The 16,667-nt window shown below is 62.0% G+C and carries 17 protein-coding genes and 2 pseudogenes; 9 read left to right on the top strand and 10 right to left on the bottom strand.

Annotated elements, in window-relative coordinates; translation table 11 throughout:
- Positions 1-26: 26 nt before the first annotated feature.
- Entirely contained in the window at positions 27-467 is a 441-nt protein-coding gene (locus KX816_07280) for a tyrosine-type recombinase/integrase (protein ID QXQ07795.1), read from the bottom strand.
- A 7-nt stretch (positions 468-474) separates the two neighbouring features.
- A pseudogene (locus KX816_07285) lies at positions 475-1,317 on the bottom strand (IS3 family transposase).
- A 72-nt stretch (positions 1,318-1,389) separates the two neighbouring features.
- On the opposite strand from KX816_07285, the gene KX816_07290 reads away from it, so the two are divergent.
- On the top strand, positions 1,390-2,418 hold the full coding sequence (locus tag KX816_07290) for an IS110 family transposase (protein ID QXQ07796.1): 1,029 nt from the start codon (positions 1,390-1,392) through the stop codon (positions 2,416-2,418).
- A gap of 243 nt (positions 2,419-2,661) precedes the next feature.
- On the opposite strand, the pseudogene KX816_07295 reads toward KX816_07290, so the two are convergent.
- Positions 2,662-2,919 (bottom strand): annotated as a pseudogene (locus tag KX816_07295) (transposase).
- Between KX816_07295 and KX816_07300 the strand changes: the two are divergent.
- Complete coding sequence (locus tag KX816_07300) at positions 2,812-3,540, top strand: M24 family metallopeptidase (protein QXQ08448.1); 729 nt, start codon at positions 2,812-2,814, stop codon at positions 3,538-3,540. The pseudogene KX816_07295 and the gene KX816_07300 sit on opposite strands and share 108 nt — an antisense overlap.
- Before the next feature lie 451 nt (positions 3,541-3,991).
- The gene (locus tag KX816_07305) at positions 3,992-5,104 is read left to right on the top strand and encodes a PAS domain-containing protein (protein QXQ07797.1); all 1,113 of its coding nucleotides are present in this window, start codon (positions 3,992-3,994) and stop codon (positions 5,102-5,104) included.
- 20 nt (positions 5,105-5,124) lie between these two features.
- Here KX816_07305 and KX816_07310 read toward each other — a convergent pair whose 3' ends face one another.
- From KX816_07310 to KX816_07325, 4 genes are all read right to left on the bottom strand, one after another.
- Positions 5,125-5,493 carry a response regulator gene (locus KX816_07310; GenBank protein QXQ07798.1) on the bottom strand — a complete coding sequence of 123 codons (369 nt, stop codon included), beginning with the start codon at positions 5,491-5,493 and terminating at the stop codon, positions 5,125-5,127.
- Between the two features lie 245 nt (positions 5,494-5,738).
- Positions 5,739-6,161: a fasciclin domain-containing protein gene (locus KX816_07315; protein ID QXQ07799.1), complete on the bottom strand. Its 423-nt coding sequence runs from the start codon at positions 6,159-6,161 to the stop codon at positions 5,739-5,741.
- 525 nt (positions 6,162-6,686) lie between these two features.
- Entirely contained in the window at positions 6,687-7,115 is a 429-nt protein-coding gene (locus KX816_07320) for a BLUF domain-containing protein (protein ID QXQ07800.1), read from the bottom strand.
- Between the two features lie 16 nt (positions 7,116-7,131).
- Positions 7,132-8,817: an EAL domain-containing protein gene (locus KX816_07325; protein ID QXQ07801.1), complete on the bottom strand. Its 1,686-nt coding sequence runs from the start codon at positions 8,815-8,817 to the stop codon at positions 7,132-7,134.
- Between the two features lie 107 nt (positions 8,818-8,924).
- Here KX816_07325 and KX816_07330 point away from each other — a divergent pair, with 107 nt between their 5' ends.
- From KX816_07330 to KX816_07345, 4 genes are all read left to right on the top strand, one after another.
- Complete coding sequence (locus tag KX816_07330; protein QXQ07802.1) at positions 8,925-9,431, top strand: hypothetical protein; 507 nt, start codon at positions 8,925-8,927, stop codon at positions 9,429-9,431.
- 68 nt (positions 9,432-9,499) lie between these two features.
- Positions 9,500-9,853, top strand: a complete 354-nt coding sequence (locus KX816_07335) for a transposase (GenBank protein QXQ07803.1) — start codon at positions 9,500-9,502, stop codon at positions 9,851-9,853.
- The gene (tnpB, locus tag KX816_07340) at positions 9,850-10,197 is read left to right on the top strand and encodes an IS66 family insertion sequence element accessory protein TnpB (protein ID QXQ07804.1); all 348 of its coding nucleotides are present in this window, start codon (positions 9,850-9,852) and stop codon (positions 10,195-10,197) included. Before KX816_07335 ends, tnpB begins: the two co-directional genes overlap by 4 nt.
- Positions 10,198-10,267: 70 nt before the next feature.
- Positions 10,268-11,908, top strand: coding sequence for an IS66 family transposase (locus KX816_07345; protein ID QXQ07805.1), 1,641 nt, complete (start codon positions 10,268-10,270; stop codon positions 11,906-11,908).
- 366 nt (positions 11,909-12,274) lie between these two features.
- Here KX816_07345 and KX816_07350 read toward each other — a convergent pair whose 3' ends face one another.
- A complete protein-coding gene (locus KX816_07350) occupies positions 12,275-12,982 on the bottom strand; it encodes a response regulator transcription factor (GenBank protein QXQ07806.1) in 708 nt (235 codons plus the stop codon).
- A 522-nt stretch (positions 12,983-13,504) separates the two neighbouring features.
- Complete coding sequence (locus KX816_07355; protein ID QXQ07807.1) at positions 13,505-13,846, bottom strand: hypothetical protein; 342 nt, start codon at positions 13,844-13,846, stop codon at positions 13,505-13,507.
- A gap of 830 nt (positions 13,847-14,676) precedes the next feature.
- On the opposite strand from KX816_07355, the gene KX816_07360 reads away from it, so the two are divergent.
- Positions 14,677-14,844 carry a hypothetical protein gene (locus KX816_07360; GenBank protein ID QXQ07808.1) on the top strand — a complete coding sequence of 56 codons (168 nt, stop codon included), beginning with the start codon at positions 14,677-14,679 and terminating at the stop codon, positions 14,842-14,844.
- 89 nt (positions 14,845-14,933) lie between these two features.
- Positions 14,934-15,128 carry a hypothetical protein gene (locus tag KX816_07365; GenBank protein ID QXQ07809.1) on the top strand — a complete coding sequence of 65 codons (195 nt, stop codon included), beginning with the start codon at positions 14,934-14,936 and terminating at the stop codon, positions 15,126-15,128.
- Between the two features lie 1,084 nt (positions 15,129-16,212).
- Here the strand turns inward: KX816_07365 and KX816_07370 are convergent.
- Complete coding sequence (locus KX816_07370; GenBank protein QXQ07810.1) at positions 16,213-16,398, bottom strand: hypothetical protein; 186 nt, start codon at positions 16,396-16,398, stop codon at positions 16,213-16,215.
- Between the last annotated feature and the right edge of the window lie 269 nt (positions 16,399-16,667).

Consider the following 16,667-nt stretch of genomic DNA (forward strand, 5'->3'; position numbering starts at 1 on the left):
GCGCGAACTTCCGCAACTGGGTCTGCTCAGATCTCGGTTCGCTCCGCCAAGTCCAGGGCATCCTCCACGTCAACGCCAAGGTAGCGCACCGTGCTGTCAATCTTCGCGTGGCCAAGCAGGATCTGGACAGCTCTTAGATTGCCGGTGGCCTTGTAGATGATCGACGCCTTGGTTCGCCGAAGCGAGTGGGTGCCATAGTCGTGCGGCTGAAGGCCTATGCCGGCGACCCACTCATGTACCAGGCGAGCATATTGGCGTGTGCTCATGTGGCCCATGTAGTCGTTCCGACTGGGGAAGACATATTCGCCCAGCGAGCCGCCCCGCCGCTCCAGCCACGCGCGCATCGTTTTCCGGGCCGTATCCATCAGTTCAAACTGGACTGGCCGGTTAGTCTTTTGCTGCACGACAATAGCCCGATCGCGAAACTGAGGGTCCCCCGGATTTTCCTCCAGTTTGAAGGTGAGCATCCGGCGTTCATTTGGCGACCCGGAGAGTCGCCGCAGCAGCATATTCGTTCGGCGTCAGCCATCCAAGCGATGTGTGAGGCCGGCTCTCGTTGTAGAAGCTTCGCCATGCCTCGATCTTGGCCCGGGCATCGGCCAGCGACAGGAACCAGTGTGCGTTGAGGCACTCGTCGCGCAAGCGACCGTTGAACGATTCCACGAAGGCGTTGTCGGTCGGCTTGCCCGGGCGTGAGAAGTCTAGCGTAACGCCGTTTTCATAGGCCCAGCGATCGAGTGCCTTCGAGATGAACTCCGGACCATTGTCCACCCGAATGCTCTTGGGCGAACCGCGTGTGCCCGCTATCCGTGCCATCGCCTCGACGACCTGCTCGCCCTTGATGCCCTGATCGACATCGATCGCCAGCGCCTCGCGGGTATAGGTGTCGACGACGGTCAACGCCCGCAGGCGCCGGCCGTCGAACAACGCGTCCGAGACGAAGTCCATCGACCACATCTCGTTCGGTGCAGCCGCTGCCGGCTGCCGGACCCGGTCGGCGGCGCTGACGTTGCGCCGGGGCTTCTTGAGCCGAAGGCTCAGTCCATCCTGTCGATACAGGCGGTAGACCCGCTTGTGGTTCACCAACCAGCCCTCCCTCCGGAGCATGATGTAGATCCTGAAATACCCGTACCGCATCCGCGTCCGCGCCAGGTCGTGGATGCGCAGACGCAGCGGCGCCTGGTCCGGCTTGACCGAGACATAGCGGACCAGCGAACGATCGACGTCGAGCGCCAGGCAGCTGCGCCGCTGGCTGACGCCGTGAGACGCCTGGACGGACGCGACGAGCTCGCGTTGTCGCCCAGGCGTCAGAGCTTGTGGGATGGTCCGCCCCCTTACGGAGCGACGCGGTCGGGAGCATTCTGACCGCCTTCATCAAGGAGGACCGTCATGACAGAAGCAGCGGTAATTGGCATCGATATCGGCAAGACCTCGTTCCACCTGGTTGCGGTTGATGTATCCGGCGCGATCCAGTGGAAGAAGAAGTTCAGCCGCACCCAGCTGATGCGGCACATGGGCACGGTGCCGCAATGTCTCGTCGGCATGGCGGCCTGCTGCGGTGCGCATCATCTCGCGCGCGAGTTGACGGCGCTTGGACACGATGTTCGCCTTATGGCGCCACAGTTCGTGAAGCCGTTCGTCAAGTCCAACAAGAATGATTATCTCGATGCCGAAGCAATCGCCGAGGCCGTGCAACGGCCGACGATGCGCTTCGTGCCGGTCAAATCGGTCGAGCAGCTCGATCTTCAAGCGCTGCATCGTGTACGCGAGCGGCTCGTCAGCCGGCGGACGGCCGTCATCAATCAGATCCGCGCGTTCCTCTTGGAGCGCGGGGTGGTGTTCCGTACCGGCCGGCAGCACATGGCGCGCGAGATGCCGATGCTGTTCACCGACGAGCGGTCCACGCTCTCGCCAGGGATGCGGCTGATCCTGCGGCAGCTATGGGGTGAGTGGCGCGGACTCGACACCGACATCGCGACGGTGACCAAGGAGATCGAGACGATCGCGGCTGCTGATGCCGGCTGCCGACGCCTGCTCGCCATCCCCGGTGTTGGGCCGTTGGTCGCCACCGCGCTGGTCGCCGCAGTCGCCGATGGCACCGGCTTCAAGCGCGGTCGCGATCTGGCCGCGTGGCTTGGCCTTGTTCCACGCCAACACTCCACCGGCGGCAAGCCGAAGCTGCTCGGCATGTCGAAGCGTGGCAACAGCTCCTTGCGCCGGCTGTTCATCCACGGTGCCAGATCAGCGAGCCTGCACATGAAGCGTGATCGCGGCCTCGGCCCCTGGCTCGATCAGCTCGAGACGCGAACCCACAAGAACGTCGCCGTCGTCGCGCTGGCGAACAAGATCGTACGCATCAGTTGGGCGGTGCTGGCCCGGCAGGAAGAGTATCGGCCACCTATGCCGATCGCCGCCTGAGCCGGGCACCCGCACGAAGAGGTCTGCAGCGAGAGGAGTGATGGCAAACAGTCGATGGTGACACGATCGAAGCCTGGCCAAAAATGCAGCCGTCAAAGGCTGGACCAGCTTGAAAGGCCGATCGTAACGCGTATCCCATCATGGCCAGGGATCGAGATGTCCCACCAACAGGCCGGATACATTTACGCAGACTGTGCCGCCAACCACATCTCACGCTTGCCAGACGGGGGCGGACCATACATTTTTTGACAGCACGTCCTGCAGGATATGCTTGTCGAGGCTGAGGTCCGCGACGAGTTGCTTGAGCTTGCGGTTCTCCTCCTCGAGCAGCTTCAGCCGCCGCAGCTCGCCGACGCCGAGCCCGGCGTACAGCTTTTTCCAGCGGTAAAAAGTCTGCTCGGAAATCCCCATCCGCCGGATCACCTCAGCCACCGGCGTGCCCGTCTCGGCTTGCCGCAGCGCGTACGAAATCTGCTCCTCAGTATACCTGCTCTTCTTCACGGCCTGCTCCTCCTCGCGGGTGGTCACAACGCCGGAAAACTCTCACTCAAACCGGAGGAAGAAAACGGGGGGACGTCACCCGAGTTTTCCCTCGTCCTGCTGGGCGAGGCCGCCGCCTACCCGCATGGATCGCGCAAGCCGCAGCGCGTGTGCGAAAGCGAAGTGGTGCTGATGGATTGCGGCTGCACCGTACAGGGGTATCAATCCGACGTGTCGCGCACCTTCGTGCTTGGCAAGGCACCCGACAATGTCCGCAAAGTGTGGTACACGGTTCACGAAGGCCAGCAGATCGCCTTCCGCACCGCGCGCGTCGGCATTCCCGCAGGCCAGGTCGATGATACCGTCCGCGCTTTCTACGCGAAGCAGGGCTTCGGCCCGCGCTACCAGCTGCCCGGCCTCTCGCATCGCACCGGCCATGGCATTGGCCTTGATGGGCACGAACCGGTCAACTTCGTCCATAACGAGACGACGACGCTAAGGCCCGGCATGTGCTTCTCGGACGAGCCCGGGCTCTACTTGCCCGGCAAGTTCGGGGTGCGGCTGGAGGATTGTTTCCACATGACCGAAAGCGGACCGGCCTGGTTTTCAATCCCGCCAGTTTCGCTGGAGAAGCCGGTTTAGGCCGGACGCTCGCGAACGCCGTTTGTTGTCGATCGCAGTACCGCACCTTCGACCATCAGGACCCACATCCGGACGTTCACGGCCAATTTGTCGCTTCCCGAAATCTGCCATTCATTCACGTCGGCCCTGGCTGATTCAGGCTATCGGCAAAAGCCAGCTGAACAGCAAAATCGGGTTTGACCCGGACGGCGGCGAAGCGGGCACTTTGATTGGCGGACGAGATTGGGGATAGCCGCGTGACGCTGCGCCTCCGCCAATGTCGCCGGTAACCGGCAGCGCCGCCAAATTCGCCAGCGTTTGGCGTGTCAATGAGCGTTGTTTGCCCCTCGGCTGGCGTCCATATCTGTCTCTGTCCTGAAAACATCCCGCAGCCCGGAGCAATACGTGCTAGGCGCGAAAGCGTACTTTCGGCAAAACGCCTGCGTGCCGTCGCACACTGCATCTGCCGGGTATGGCTTTCGCTTTGCGAGTCTCCGGTCCCAGAGAGGGACACGTCGTGAATCTTCCCGTTCCGCCGCCCCCTGCCGTCGAACTCACATTGGCGATTGCCATGGTCGCGTCCGCCGGCACCCCGCTGCTGTTGCTCGATGGCAATCTCGATGTCGTCGCCGCGAGCCTGGCCTTTTGCCGGGAGTTTGAGGTCGATCCTGCACAGGTGACCGGTCGGGTCATGTTCTCGCTGGGAACGGGAGAATGGGATTCGCCACGGCTGCGGTCGCTTTTGACGGCAGTCGCCTCAGGCGGCGCGAAAATCGAGGCCTACGAACTCGACCTGCAGACGACAGACCGGGGTGTGCGCCGGCTGTGTGTAAACGCTCATCGACTCGATTATGACGATCACGAAGCGGTGCGCCTGTTCGTTGCGATCACCGACGTAACCGAGACCCGCGCCAACGACCGCCTTCGAGACGATCTGATCCGCGAAAAATCTGTGCTGCTCCAGGAGCTTCAGCACCGGATCGCCAACAGCCTGCAAATTATCGCCAGTGTCCTGATGCAGAGCGCCCGTAAAACCCAGTCGGAGGAACTGCGTGGCCACCTGACCAACGCTCATAACCGGGTGATGTCGGTCGCCGAACTACAGCGCCAGCTCGCGGTTTCAAGCCTGGACGACGTGGCTATGCAGCCCTACCTCGGCCAGCTCTGCCGGAGCATCGGTGCCTCAATGATCGTCGATCATGACCAGCTGTCGATCGCCGTCGACGTCGATGATAGCAGCGCCAGCCCGAACACCTCGGTGAGCATCGGTCTGATCGTCACCGAACTGGTCATCAACGCGCTCAAACACGCATTCCCCGACCATCGCCACGGCGAAATCAATGTCGGCTATAACGAAAACGCCAAGGGGTGGGAGCTTACCGTCGCCGATGATGGCGTAGGAATGCCGCGCGATGCGGACGACGCCAAGGCTGGTTTGGGGACGACGATCGTGAACGCGCTCGCCAAGCAACTTCATGCAACCGTTCACGTTGCTCCCGCTTGGCCGGGCACGACCGTAACCGTTAATTGGACCAAGTTGAGGCTTGTCGGGAGCGCTCGCGAGCCCGAGGTTCAGGCGGTCTAGCCGCAGGCTCTAAAACTCTACTAGGCGAATGCGCGTATCGCCTCGCCGACCGTAGCCGCATTGTAGGGCTTGCTGAAGTACAGCGCTCCCTCCGGAATCTCGTGCGCGGCCGCAATTTGATTGCCCGAAACGATAATGAAGCGAAGCGGCGGCCAGCGGTCACGGGCATAAGAAGCAAGCTGCAGCCCGTCCATGGACCCTGCCATCTGAACATCGGTAAATACGATCGTGATCTGGGGGTGCGTTTCGAGGAGCGTGATCGCTTCGTCAGCGCTAGAGGCCTCAAAAAAATCATATCCCAAATCTTGAACGAGCGCAGTCGCGCCCATACGGATTAGCGCCTCGTCTTCAACGACGAGCACGACGGGACGCGCGCTGCTGGTTACCATCACTCATACCTTTCGCCCTGAAGGATGAGCGTTTTACGGAACTACCAACTCCAGATCCCGAATTTTGATCCGGTTTGATTTAAAGTGGGGCGCCTGTTCGGTGTGCAGAAATTGCAAGGCAGCGGGCTTGATCCGATGTCGTAAGCACGGCGCTGGCTGATCAAGCTAAACGGCCGAAGGCGACAGACACGGCTTCTTGAGCGTAGTTTACCGGCCGGCTTGATGGCCGGCCGGTCGATCACGTCCTACGCCTTGGGCAGCAGAACCGCGTCGATGACGTGGATCACACCGTTGGAGCAAGCGATGTCGGCGGTCGTGACGTGCGCGCCGTTAACGCTCACGCCGTTGGTGCCGTCGACGTGGAGCGCCTCGCCGTTGACCGACGCGGGCGATAGTTTCTGACCGGAAACATCAGCCGCCATGACCTTACCCGACACAACGTGGAGCGTCAGGATCGCGGTCAGCTTGGCCTTGTTCTCGGGCTTAACGAGGTCCTCGACGGTGCCGGCCGGAAGCTTGGCAAAGGCATCGTCACTAGGGGAGAAGACAGTGAAGGGCCCGGCACCCTTGAGAGTGTCGACAAGGCCGGCAGCAGTGACGGCGGTGACGAGCGTCTTGAACGAACCCGCAGCAACTGCGGTGTCGACGATATCGTGCAGATCGGCCATGTCGATTTCCTTAGGTAAAGCCGACCCCGCCAACCCCCTCAAAGATGGTGGTTATGACGGTGCCGACGGAGCTTGCGCTGCACCCCAGTTCGAAGATGGATCAGACTGCAGCGCACGTGCTCGCTAGGCTGTGGCCACTGCATCTCGCACCGACATATCGTCATGCGTCAACATGTATCGCGATGTATCGCGCACCTTGAGACCTCCGTGGCGGCCGGTATGTGTCGATGCAGTGTCCGCACCGACAGGCCGATCGCCGAGAAAATCTCTCTTTGCCTCGTACCGCCGGCCAGAAGCTTGCGCGCTGCATCCAGCTTCTTAGATGTCCATCAGCGGCTTTCTGCCGCCAATCCGCCCCGCGCGGCGGACGAGACCCAGAAACGGTCATTCACGTTGCCCCCGCCGCTTCCCAACTTTCGCCACTCGTTCAGCTTCGACGTTGATTGGTGAGCGCCGCCAGCGAACGTTGTTTTCTCCAGCGATAGGCAGCGACGCAGACATTCCGCCAAATTATCGCACGTGGTTTCAGTAGTCGTCGTCAGGGCTCCGCGCGACGTCGAGCATGAAGTCGAGCATTGCGTCACCCGTTTGTCGGCGCCCGAGGGCAGCCAGCGGCGCGTCGGCGAAGCGGTCACGCAATGCGGGCGTGTCGCCGACGAACGCCATCGACCATTCGGTGAAGCGTGGCCGATCGGCGAACTGCGATGACAAAACCTCGATATTCTCGTGGCGCGGATCGAGCGAGATGCGGTCGAACGTTGCCTGCACCGCATCGCGCTCGCCCTCCAGCGCTTGAACGAAACGCCCTTCGGTCACCAACAGCGCGCCGGTAACCCCGCAGTCGACGTTCTTCCGGCGCGCGGTTGTCAGGATGGCATCGACCTCCCGGCCTGCGTCGACGCCGGCGGCTGAGCCGACCGCCTTGCTGACGTAAACAAGCGTGTAGGTGGACATTGAGCCACTCCTGAGTTTAGACGGCGAAGGCGTGACCGGCGAGCAGCGATGCCGCTGCCACGGCGGGACTCGCCCTGCCGAACAGATCGCCTTGGCCAATTTTGCAGCCGAGCCCCGCCAGCATCCGTGCCTGACCGTCGGTGCTCACACCATCGGCGGCGAGGCCGATCCCGAAGCCGTTGGCTAGCCCGATCATCGCCCGGACAATGGCACCGTCATTTGCGTCATGTTCGATGGTATCAACAAAGGACTCGTCGATCTTGATGCCGCTGACCGGCAGTCGCTTGAGATGTGAGAGTGATGCCGGACCGGTGCCGAAGTCGTCGAGCAGGATTTTGACGCCTGCGGCGCTGAGGACCTTGATCGCCGCTGCGACGTAGTCAGTACCCCGGCTGGCGAGGACGGTCTCCGCGACCTCAAGCTCGAACAGCTCGGGCGGCAGCCCGGCATCGTGGAGCCGCTTGAGGAAGCGCTCGGCATAGTCGCCGGTGCGGAATTCCGCCGCACATGCATTGACCGCGATGTGCGTCAGCACAAGGCCGCTATCGCGCCAGCGCTTTGCATCGTCGGTGACCTTGACCAGAACCCGCTCGCCGATCGCTCGCGCCAAATCGACGTCTTCGTTGCAGGCAGCGACCTCGCGCGAAGGCATCACCAGTCCATCGGGCAGGATGACATGCAGCTTCGCTTCGAACCCGAGCAGACCGCCCGAGGCGAGATCGATCATCGGCTGGTAGAAAGCATCGACGCGGTTCTCAGCGAGCGCCTCGCGCACCGCAGCCGCCGCGGCGGCGCGGCGGCGGATCGGCCCGTTCATTGACGGCACGAACAGCACATAGCCGCCGCGTCCGAAGGACTTCGCGGCATAAAGTGCGATGTCGGCATGCCTCAACAGGTCGGAGGGTGACTTGCCATGCTTGGGGAACAGTGCAGCGCCGATGCTGGCGCGCGGATGGAGGAGGTGACCCTTGATCTCGACCGCCCTGCCGAGCCGCTCTAGCAAGGCTTCAACGATTTCGCGCAAATCGTCGAGGTTGCCGATGTTTGACAGCACGACGCTGAACTCGTCGCCGCCGAGCCGCGCCGAGAAGCCATTATCGTCGACGACTTCGCGTAGACCGTCGGCGACCGCCTGCAGAATCTGGTCGCCGACATCGTGGCCAAGCGTATCGTTGATCAGCTTGAAATTATCGAGATCGAGCATGAGAACCGCGCCGGTGCTGCCGGTCGCCTCGCTGCGCCCGATCTCGAGAGCGAGTGTGTCCCGCAGAGCCGGGCGGTTGAGTAGGCCGGTCAGGGCGTCGTGTCGCGAGCGCCGGCGGTACTCGTCCATAGTCGCCAGTGTGTCCGAGACGTCGCGTGCTTGGGCGATCATGCCATCCCCCGCGACCGACAACACTACATCCCACCACAGCCGGCAGCCGCCGAGATCGCTGGCAGCGGAAAACCGCGTCGAACCGTTTGCCCTGGCGAGGGCGATATGTGACGCAACAGATGACCGCGATTCGGGAGCCCAGAGATCGATCCACGACAAGCCGCACAGCTCTTCGACCAAGCCGTCGAGCGCCGCTTTTCCGGCGTCGTTCATGCGGGTGAGCGCCCCGTCCCCCGCGATCCAGTCGATACGGTCTATGCCGTTCTCGAATACCGGTGCGCAGCCAGTCTGACGCAGTCGGTCGATCGGGGTGAATCTATCGTTCACTGCCTTCGACACATCAACTCCACCAACGCAAACCCCCGTTTAGCTGGAACTGGTTAACGACTGACACAGCGTCGCATATAACCTTCGGCTATCAAGGTGGAGAGATCATGCGACGAGCCATTCTGACCTGCGCATCGGCTGCGTTACTCTCCGCCTGCGGCTCGAACGGCACGACCATTGCGCACGACGGTAATGGCGGCAGCACCGTGACGATGGGCGACACCGGTCATGGCCCGGCAATGGTGGCCAAGGTAGCGGCACCCGACCAAACCGTGGCCCCAAGTGATCTGCCTGCCTGGGCTCCAGTGTACCCTGGGGCGACGGTTAGTCAGGTGGTCGACGTCGCGTTCAACGGCGCTACTGGAATGCCGGGCGGACCGCGTAAGCAGGTCGTGCTGATGACCGCAGATCCGATCCCGAAGGTGATGGCATTCTACGACCAAAAGCTTGCTGCGGCCGGGGTGAAGCCGATGATGAGCAGCGATACGCCGGACAGATCGATGCACGCAATCAACACCCCCAGCGGCCAGCCTGATTCGATAACGGTGGGCAAGACCGATGCGGAGACAGCGGTGGCTATTTCGTACGCTTCCGGTGAGGGCCGCCTTGAGTGATTTGACGGCTGCGGTGACGTAGCACTGGTGCAAGCGACGGTGTTTGCACCAGTGTTAGCGACGGTGCGATGGGCCAGGTCACGGTATATTCGGGTGTCGAGCGTCGTCGCCAGTGGAGCGACGAGCAGAAGCGGGCCTTGATCGATGCGGCGTTTGCGCCCGACGCGATTGTCGCTGAGGTGGCGCGGGCCGCGGATGTCCGACCGAGCCAGATCTATCGGTGGCGTCGCGACCTGTACGGCGCTGGCCACGCGGGCGCGGGCTTTGCGCCGGTCGTTGTCAGCGCCGACCCCCGCGATGTCGCGCCAGCATCATCACCGCCGCCGGCGATGCTGGTCGAGATCGGTGGCTCGGTCGTGCGGATCGCGGCGGACGCGCCGGCAAAGCTGGTAACGGCGGTGTTGCGGTCGCTGGCGCGGTGATCCCGGTCCCGGGTGGCGTCCGGATCTGGCTCGCAACCGGTCACACCGATATGCGTAAAGGCATGCACGGGCTGGCGCTGCAGGTGCAGCAGGGGCTGCGCCGCGACCCGCACGCGGGCGACCTGTACATCTTCCGCGGACGCACCGGTGGCCTAGTGAAGATCCTGTGGCACGACGGCCTCGGCACGTCGCTTTATGCGAAGCGGCTCGACCGCGGTCGCTTCGTCTGGCCTTCCGCGACCGACGGTGTCGTCGCGATCTCGGCGTCGCAGATGGCGTGCATGTTGGAGGGCATCGACTGGCGTAACCCGCAGCATACATGGCGGCCAAGCGCTGCGGGATAGGGTCTTTTCCCAAGCCAGACGACGCCAAAACGCTTCACGGTTCCTCGCGATTTTGCTAGGTTGTGGGGCGATGGAAGCGTTGTCTCCCGCCGATATTATTGCGCTCCGACAGGCGCTTGACGAGGCACGAAGCGATGCCGCCGTCGCCCGGGCCGACGCCGCCAACGCTCGCGCGATCAACTCCGACCTTGAGGCCCGCATCGCCCTTCAGGCGCTCCAGATCGCGATGCTCAAGCGCGACCGGTTCGGCCAGCGTTCGGAGCGCAGCCGGCGATTGATCGACCAGATGGAGCTGGTGTTCGAGGAGGCCGAGGCGACCGCCGCTGCCGACGAAGCCGCCGCCGCACGTGCTGCCGCGAAGACCACGACCGTCACCGCGTTCGTCCGCGCCCTACCGTCGCGGCAACCGCTGCCCGCGCACCTGCCGCGCGAGCGTGTCGTGATCCCGAGCCCGACCTGCTGCGCCGGCTGCGGCTCGGACCGCCTGTCGAAGCTCGGCGAGGATGTCACCGAGACCCTTGAGGTGATCCCGCGCCGGTGGAAGGTCATCCAGACGGTGCGCGAGCGCTTCGCCTGCCGGGCCTGCGAGCGCGTCAGCCAGCCGCCGGCACCGTTCCACGTCACCCCGCGGGGGCTGTTCGGCGCAAGTATGCTGGCGATGCTGTTGTTCGAGAAGTTCGGGCAGCACCAGCCGTTAAACCGGCAACGCGACCGTTATGCGCATGAAGGTGTCGATCTCAGCCTGTCGACGCTGGCCGACCAGGTCGGCGCCTGCACCGCCGCGCTTAAACCACTGCATCGGTTGATCGAGGCCCACGTCCTCGCCGCCGAGCGCCTGCACGGCGACGATACCACGGTGCCCGTGCTGGCCAAGGTCAAGACCGACATCGGTCGCATCTGGACCTATATCCGCGATGACCGGCCATTCGGTGGCCCAGCCCCTCCAGCAGCGCTGTTCCACTACTCGCGCGACCGGCGCGGTGAGCATCCGCGTGATCATCTGGCCCACTATAACGGCATCCTGCAGGCCGACGCCTATGCCGGGTACAACGAGCTGTTCAAGCCGGGGCGCTCAGCCGGGCAGGTCACCCGCGCGCTGTGCTGGGCACACGCACGGCGCAAGTTCTTCGTTCTCGCCGACGTCGCCACCCAGGTGAAGCGCAAGCCCGACATTGCCCCGGTGATCTCGCCATTGGCGCTCGAGGCGGTGGCGCGGATCGACCGTATCTTCGACATCGAACGCGCGATCTGCGGCAAGACCGCCGAAGGGCGGCTCGCCGTGCGTCAGGAACTCGTCACGCCCATCGTAACCGAGCTCGAACACTGGCTGCGCCAGCAGCGTGCGACGCTTGCCCGGCATAATCCGGTCGCGGTGGCGATCAACTACATGCTCAAGGACTGGCCCGCGTTCACCCGGTTCCTTGCCGATGGACGGATCTGCCTGACCAACAATGCCGCCGAACGAGCCTTGCGCGGTGTCGCCCTCGGCAGGAAGTCGTGGCTGTTCGCCGGCTCCGACCGCGGCGGACAGCGCGCTGCGTTCATGTACTCGCTCATCGTCACCGCCAAGCTCAACGATATCGACCCGCAAGCGTGGCTCGCCGATGTCCTCGCCCGCATCGCCGACCTCCCACAGCAGCGCCTCGCCGAACTGCTCCCGTGGAACTGGCGACCCGACACCTCAGACGTGCCGCTCGCTCAAGCCGCCTGAGCGTGTCGCAGCGACCCTGCGGCCCTCACCGGATGCGTACAAAGGAACCGCTGGCTCCGCACCAGGACGGCATCAACAGCCCAATTTACGGCAGTCGAGGAAATATGCGGCGTCCCTGGAAGGGTGGAAGGAGTTTCGAGGGTCGTCTGGTTGCGCCGCGATCATGTCCGTTGCGACCTCATCGGTGTATACCCGATCCCGATCGGCGGCGCGAAAGTCTTACGTCGCCGTAACATTGCTTAGCGTACTCACGACGTCTGAGTTGCCATGCAGGTCGAAAGCAGTGAATTCTGCCGGCAGCCGTAGCTACCGGCAGCGCTCGTTATTCAGGCTGGGAGTTTGCCCCGGCCTGAGCGAACAACTTACTCAGGCGGCGCGCACTTCGTCCATCGGCACCTCGGGATCGCGCAGCGCATAGCCGCGGCCCCACACCGTCTCGATACACCCGGACGCGCCGGCGCCCGCCGCCGACAGCTTCTTCCGCAGCTTGCAGATGAAGACGTCGATAATCTTGAGCTCGGGCTCGTCGCGGCCGCCGTAGAGGTGGGTTAGGAACATCTCCTTGGTCAGCGTCATTCCCTTCCGGAGCGACAGCATCTCGAGAATCGCATATTCCTTTCCGGTCAGGTGAACGCGGCGTCCACCAACTTCGACCGTTCGCGCCGACAGATCGATCGACATCGCGCCGGTCACTACGACTGAACGGGCGTGGCCTTTTGAACGCCGCACCAACGCGTGGATCCGCGCCAGAAGCTCAGCACGTTGGAAAGGCTTGGTAACATAGTCGTCGGCACCGAGGCCGAAACCCGAAATTTTGGATTCGGTCTCGCTGTTGCCGGTCAGGATGATGACCGGCGTGCCGATCCGGGCGACACGCAGGCGCCGGAGTACTTCATAACCGTGAAGGTCCGGCAACGTCAGGTCGAGCAGGATCGCGTCGTAGTCGTATACGCGAGCCAGCTCGATGCCGTCCTCGCCGGTCGCTGCAGTCTCGTGTTCGAGCCCGGCACCGCCAAGCGTTAGCTCGATGGACCGTGACATAAGGCGGTCGTCCTCGATAATCAGGATGCGCATTACTAACCCCCAAGCCCTGGGTGAGAGACACAACGCCCCCGTCCGGCGCCGGTGAACAGCTGTTCACAAAATAGAATATGGCCCAAAGCAATAATAACACAAGTATTATCTACGATAATATTCCGCCGTATCGGCCTATTAATGATTCAGGTTCGACCGTCTGTATGAATAGCTGTCGAAAGATCGTCTCAAGTTTGTAAGCCACGAAGCTAATCTGATTAAAAAGTCGTTTTCTTAATTATATTGCCCCAGGTCTGATGAGTGCTACGGAATGGGTGGCGAAGTCATTGCCTCAGGAAGCAAAAAGTGAAGGGAAGCGTCCTCTTTAGAGAGCCAAACTCGGCGCCTAACGGCACCTGTGGATCGGCTCCAAAGTCGGCCCCCTCTCCTACTCGGTGCAAGCGCCTGAGGTTGTTAAAGAAATCTCAGCCGCGGTGGGGTCGCGATCGGCGCCGACCGTGACCCCACCGCGACTGGGATCTTGGAACGGCTGCAGGGGGTTGGCTCTGAATCGCATGGGGTCTAGGTTAGAAGCCTATCCACAGCCGTAGGCGGCGGCTTCGGCTTGAAACGGTTGTTGTAGTCATCAACGCTCTTGAGCAATTTGTACTGAGCGAGCGCGGCTTCCCAGTCGACGAGCTCGCCACGACTCTTGTCCCGGATCGAGCGGGCGATCAGGGCGCGCGTTTCGCTGTCTACCGCCGGAGCCTCAAAAGCCGATCTCAAGCTATCCCGAGCGTTGAGGTAGACCTGCCTACATGCTGGAACGTCGCACAGAGCGAGAGCCGAACGGGTGACTGCGTCGTCACTGACGCCAACACCGAGGACAGTGATTGACGCCGCCATCCCGAGAAGCAAAATCATTGCACGCCAGTTCCCAGGGATAAGCATAAAACGCAGTGGTTGTATCCGCTGCTAACGATCGGTCTAGCATGCTGGTAGGCGGCTTCTAGTCGGCCGTCGTTTATTCCGGGGCGCGGGCTTCTGGCCCGGTAAATCAGGGGAGGCGCTGGCCCGCGCTACTCGAGTTGCCTCCGTCGACTTAGACCAAGTCCTCTGTCCGTCTAGCAACCGTATCCACAGCCATCGTAATCAGCCGTGCAGTCTCAATGGCGGCATCGTTGGTAAGCGCGGGGTGGGGCGAACTGCAACTGTCCACCACAATCCCCTCAGCGACGATGTTAACTGTCAGCGGTTTGTCGAAAACGGCGGGCATTTGTCTTTCCCCAGTGCGCGACGTCCTCCCCGAGGGTCGACCGACAACCGCTACCATAAAAGTCTATACGCTTTCGTAACGGCTGATAGGGAGCCCGCTGAGCGCCATCCTTTGGCAAGTGGCACAAGCTCTCCCGCCAATTCATCAACGCGTGCAGCACGACACGCATGAGCCGCCCGCGCCTCCTTACGGATTTCCCTCTAGAAATACGCGGGCGGCCTTTTCTCCGAGCTACCTTTTGCACCGTCATCGGCCAACTGCGATGGCGAGTTCGGTGACAGGCGAAAGCGCTGCGAGTGCTCAGCTTGAAGGTGGTTAAGACCCCCGTTGCCCAGGGGCTGCCCTGTCAGCACGTCGTACAGCTGAGGCGGGTATCAACTTTCGGCATCGAACCGTACATACGGGCCTATGGTTGGCGAGGTAGTGAATGCTCTGAGAGGATGCGGCTATTCCAGAAAACAGCTTCAGGGTGGCCCGCGTGAGCATCAGGCCGCTGACCGTTGACATTTTCGATGGTGAAATCACCGTCAAGGGCTTCTGGTCATCGTCTCAGCCGATATCCGCTGATGCGGCTCGCGAAATGGCACGGCAACTGGTTGAAGCCGCCAATTTCATCGACACGCAACGGCGATACACGTCGCGCTAGCACGGACCAATCCCCTGTCGGCCATTTTGGAAGTGGAAAGAGGAACTACTTCTCATATTGCCGGTATTCACTGGGAGAGGGGCACAGTCATGCTCGACCATGAAATCGCTATGCCACCTGTTAGCGACGCGCCGCTTACGGTGGATCTGATTGGTGATGAGATAGTCGTCGACGGTTTTACCTCGGCAGCTGCGTCCTTATCGATGGAAGCGGCGCGCGAAACGGCACGGTTACTGATGGTGGCAGTTGAGACGCTCGAGGCGCGCCGCCGAAGCAGATACTAAGGTCGAGGGGCTCCGCGATACGCGAATTTGCGTCCACCAGCGTTGGTAACGTAACCAGATTTCAGTCGCCTCGACGGCGCGCATTCTCATTCGCGATCACCGCATCAATGCACGGCATTCGAGGTTCGACTTGTCGGTAGGCGACATCCTCCGCTTTGGAGGCATAGCGCGCTGCCAGTTCCGTGTGAGCTCCTCGGGCGTGATCGCCGACAGCGACTGCAGCCATAGCACGGTGGGCCTGACTGCGCGTGAGATAGTAGAGCTTCGATTGAAGGTCCATGTTTGCGCTCTCCTACCCTGCGGGAGCACTCGATGTCTCTCAGCCCCCGACTCGCTTGACGCCGTCGGAAGTGCGCAACCGTACCGCGCTTATGTGGCTGTATCGAGTACGTAATAACTCGTAAGGCCCCCTCGGCTTGCCGTTTTGCTGCTCAAAACCGCTTAATTATAGTTCGTACGGTTTCGTGCGGAACTCTGTTGATGCTGCCGCAGTTATCGTTGCAGTAGTGGAGCAAGTAGCGTGGCGAATAAAGATAAGCCTATGCAAAGGCTTAACGGACCGCACTTCCCCGCATTCGATAAAGTGCGAGCTGCCAGTATCGGCGCCACGCTCAGAGACATGCACAAGGTACAGTCGCCGCATGAAATCCCGCAGGAATGGGAAACGCTATTGCTGCGACTCCGATAGCACTAGGCAACGTATTAATCCGGGCGGGGCATCATCGACCGCCCGTCAGGTGCCGTCCCCGGCAACGTCCCAACTTTGTTTCGTCCGTCGGCGGAATGGCTAACGAGCCGTGTCAGGCGTGCTCCAGCTTCCTATTGAGGTTTCGGTCGTTGATGCCGCTACGCGCCGCGAATTGTCCTAGGCGCATGTAGTCATGGAGCGTTATAGATGATGCACCTTGCTAAGCCGCCACGTGCGGAAATGCTGGCGCTTTGCGGCCAGCTGATTGACGGCATCACGCACCAAAGGACCATGCTTGGCGGTCAGGTCGACTGCGGGAGCTGCATGGAGATATTCCGACGGGGGCTTAGGGGCGGCGGGAGTGCGGGTCGCCGCGCGAGAACGCAGCGGTAGACTTCACGATCGCCGGATTTGCGCGGCGGCTTGGATGAGACGTCGCCCAGATTCCAAGGCTGAACTGGCGTCGAGTACAAGCGTGCTGTTACCGCTATTCACGACGACCTCATTGCCCACGACCTCGACGTCCATCGGCTCGGTCACGAGGCCGTGGTCAAAATCATCGGGGACGATCGCGCCGACCATGCGTTATGATAGTTCATAAAATGTTTGGCTGTCGGTACGCTGACAGCTTCGATTTAGCGTGCCGTTCGTCAGAATGCGCCGTAGCTCAGCGCTTTAAAGGCGGCCAGAACTCATCTCAGCGCATTGCGATTAGGTCCCAAGCGGCGACAGCCGCGATATATATTGCGATTAGGTCCCACGCGGCGACAGCCGCGATATATAGCGCCACGATGGTCGCGACGGGCGACGTGGCTCGATCATGGATCCGCCGGTGGTCAAGGCTTACCTCT

Source organism: Sphingosinicellaceae bacterium (genome assembly GCA_019285715.1).
Classification (GTDB): Bacteria; Pseudomonadota; Alphaproteobacteria; order Sphingomonadales; family Sphingomonadaceae; genus Glacieibacterium.

Coding starts and splice junctions, on each gene's coding strand:
- KX816_07305 (QXQ07797.1), top strand. CDS start 3,992: ATGGCTTTCGCTTTGCGAGTCTCCGGTCCCAGAGAGGGACACGTCGTG.
- KX816_07280 (QXQ07795.1), bottom strand. CDS start 467: ATGCTCACCTTCAAACTGGAGGAAAATCCGGGGGACCCTCAGTTTCGC.
- KX816_07290 (QXQ07796.1), top strand. CDS start 1,390: ATGACAGAAGCAGCGGTAATTGGCATCGATATCGGCAAGACCTCGTTC.
- KX816_07345 (QXQ07805.1), top strand. CDS start 10,268: ATGGAAGCGTTGTCTCCCGCCGATATTATTGCGCTCCGACAGGCGCTT.
- KX816_07330 (QXQ07802.1), top strand. CDS start 8,925: ATGCGACGAGCCATTCTGACCTGCGCATCGGCTGCGTTACTCTCCGCC.
- KX816_07335 (QXQ07803.1), top strand. CDS start 9,500: ATGGGCCAGGTCACGGTATATTCGGGTGTCGAGCGTCGTCGCCAGTGG.
- KX816_07370 (QXQ07810.1), bottom strand. CDS start 16,398: ATGGTCGGCGCGATCGTCCCCGATGATTTTGACCACGGCCTCGTGACC.
- KX816_07320 (QXQ07800.1), bottom strand. CDS start 7,115: ATGTCCACCTACACGCTTGTTTACGTCAGCAAGGCGGTCGGCTCAGCC.
- KX816_07365 (QXQ07809.1), top strand. CDS start 14,934: ATGCTCGACCATGAAATCGCTATGCCACCTGTTAGCGACGCGCCGCTT.
- KX816_07355 (QXQ07807.1), bottom strand. CDS start 13,846: ATGATTTTGCTTCTCGGGATGGCGGCGTCAATCACTGTCCTCGGTGTT.
- KX816_07310 (QXQ07798.1), bottom strand. CDS start 5,493: ATGGTAACCAGCAGCGCGCGTCCCGTCGTGCTCGTCGTTGAAGACGAG.
- KX816_07315 (QXQ07799.1), bottom strand. CDS start 6,161: ATGGCCGATCTGCACGATATCGTCGACACCGCAGTTGCTGCGGGTTCG.
- KX816_07350 (QXQ07806.1), bottom strand. CDS start 12,982: ATGCGCATCCTGATTATCGAGGACGACCGCCTTATGTCACGGTCCATC.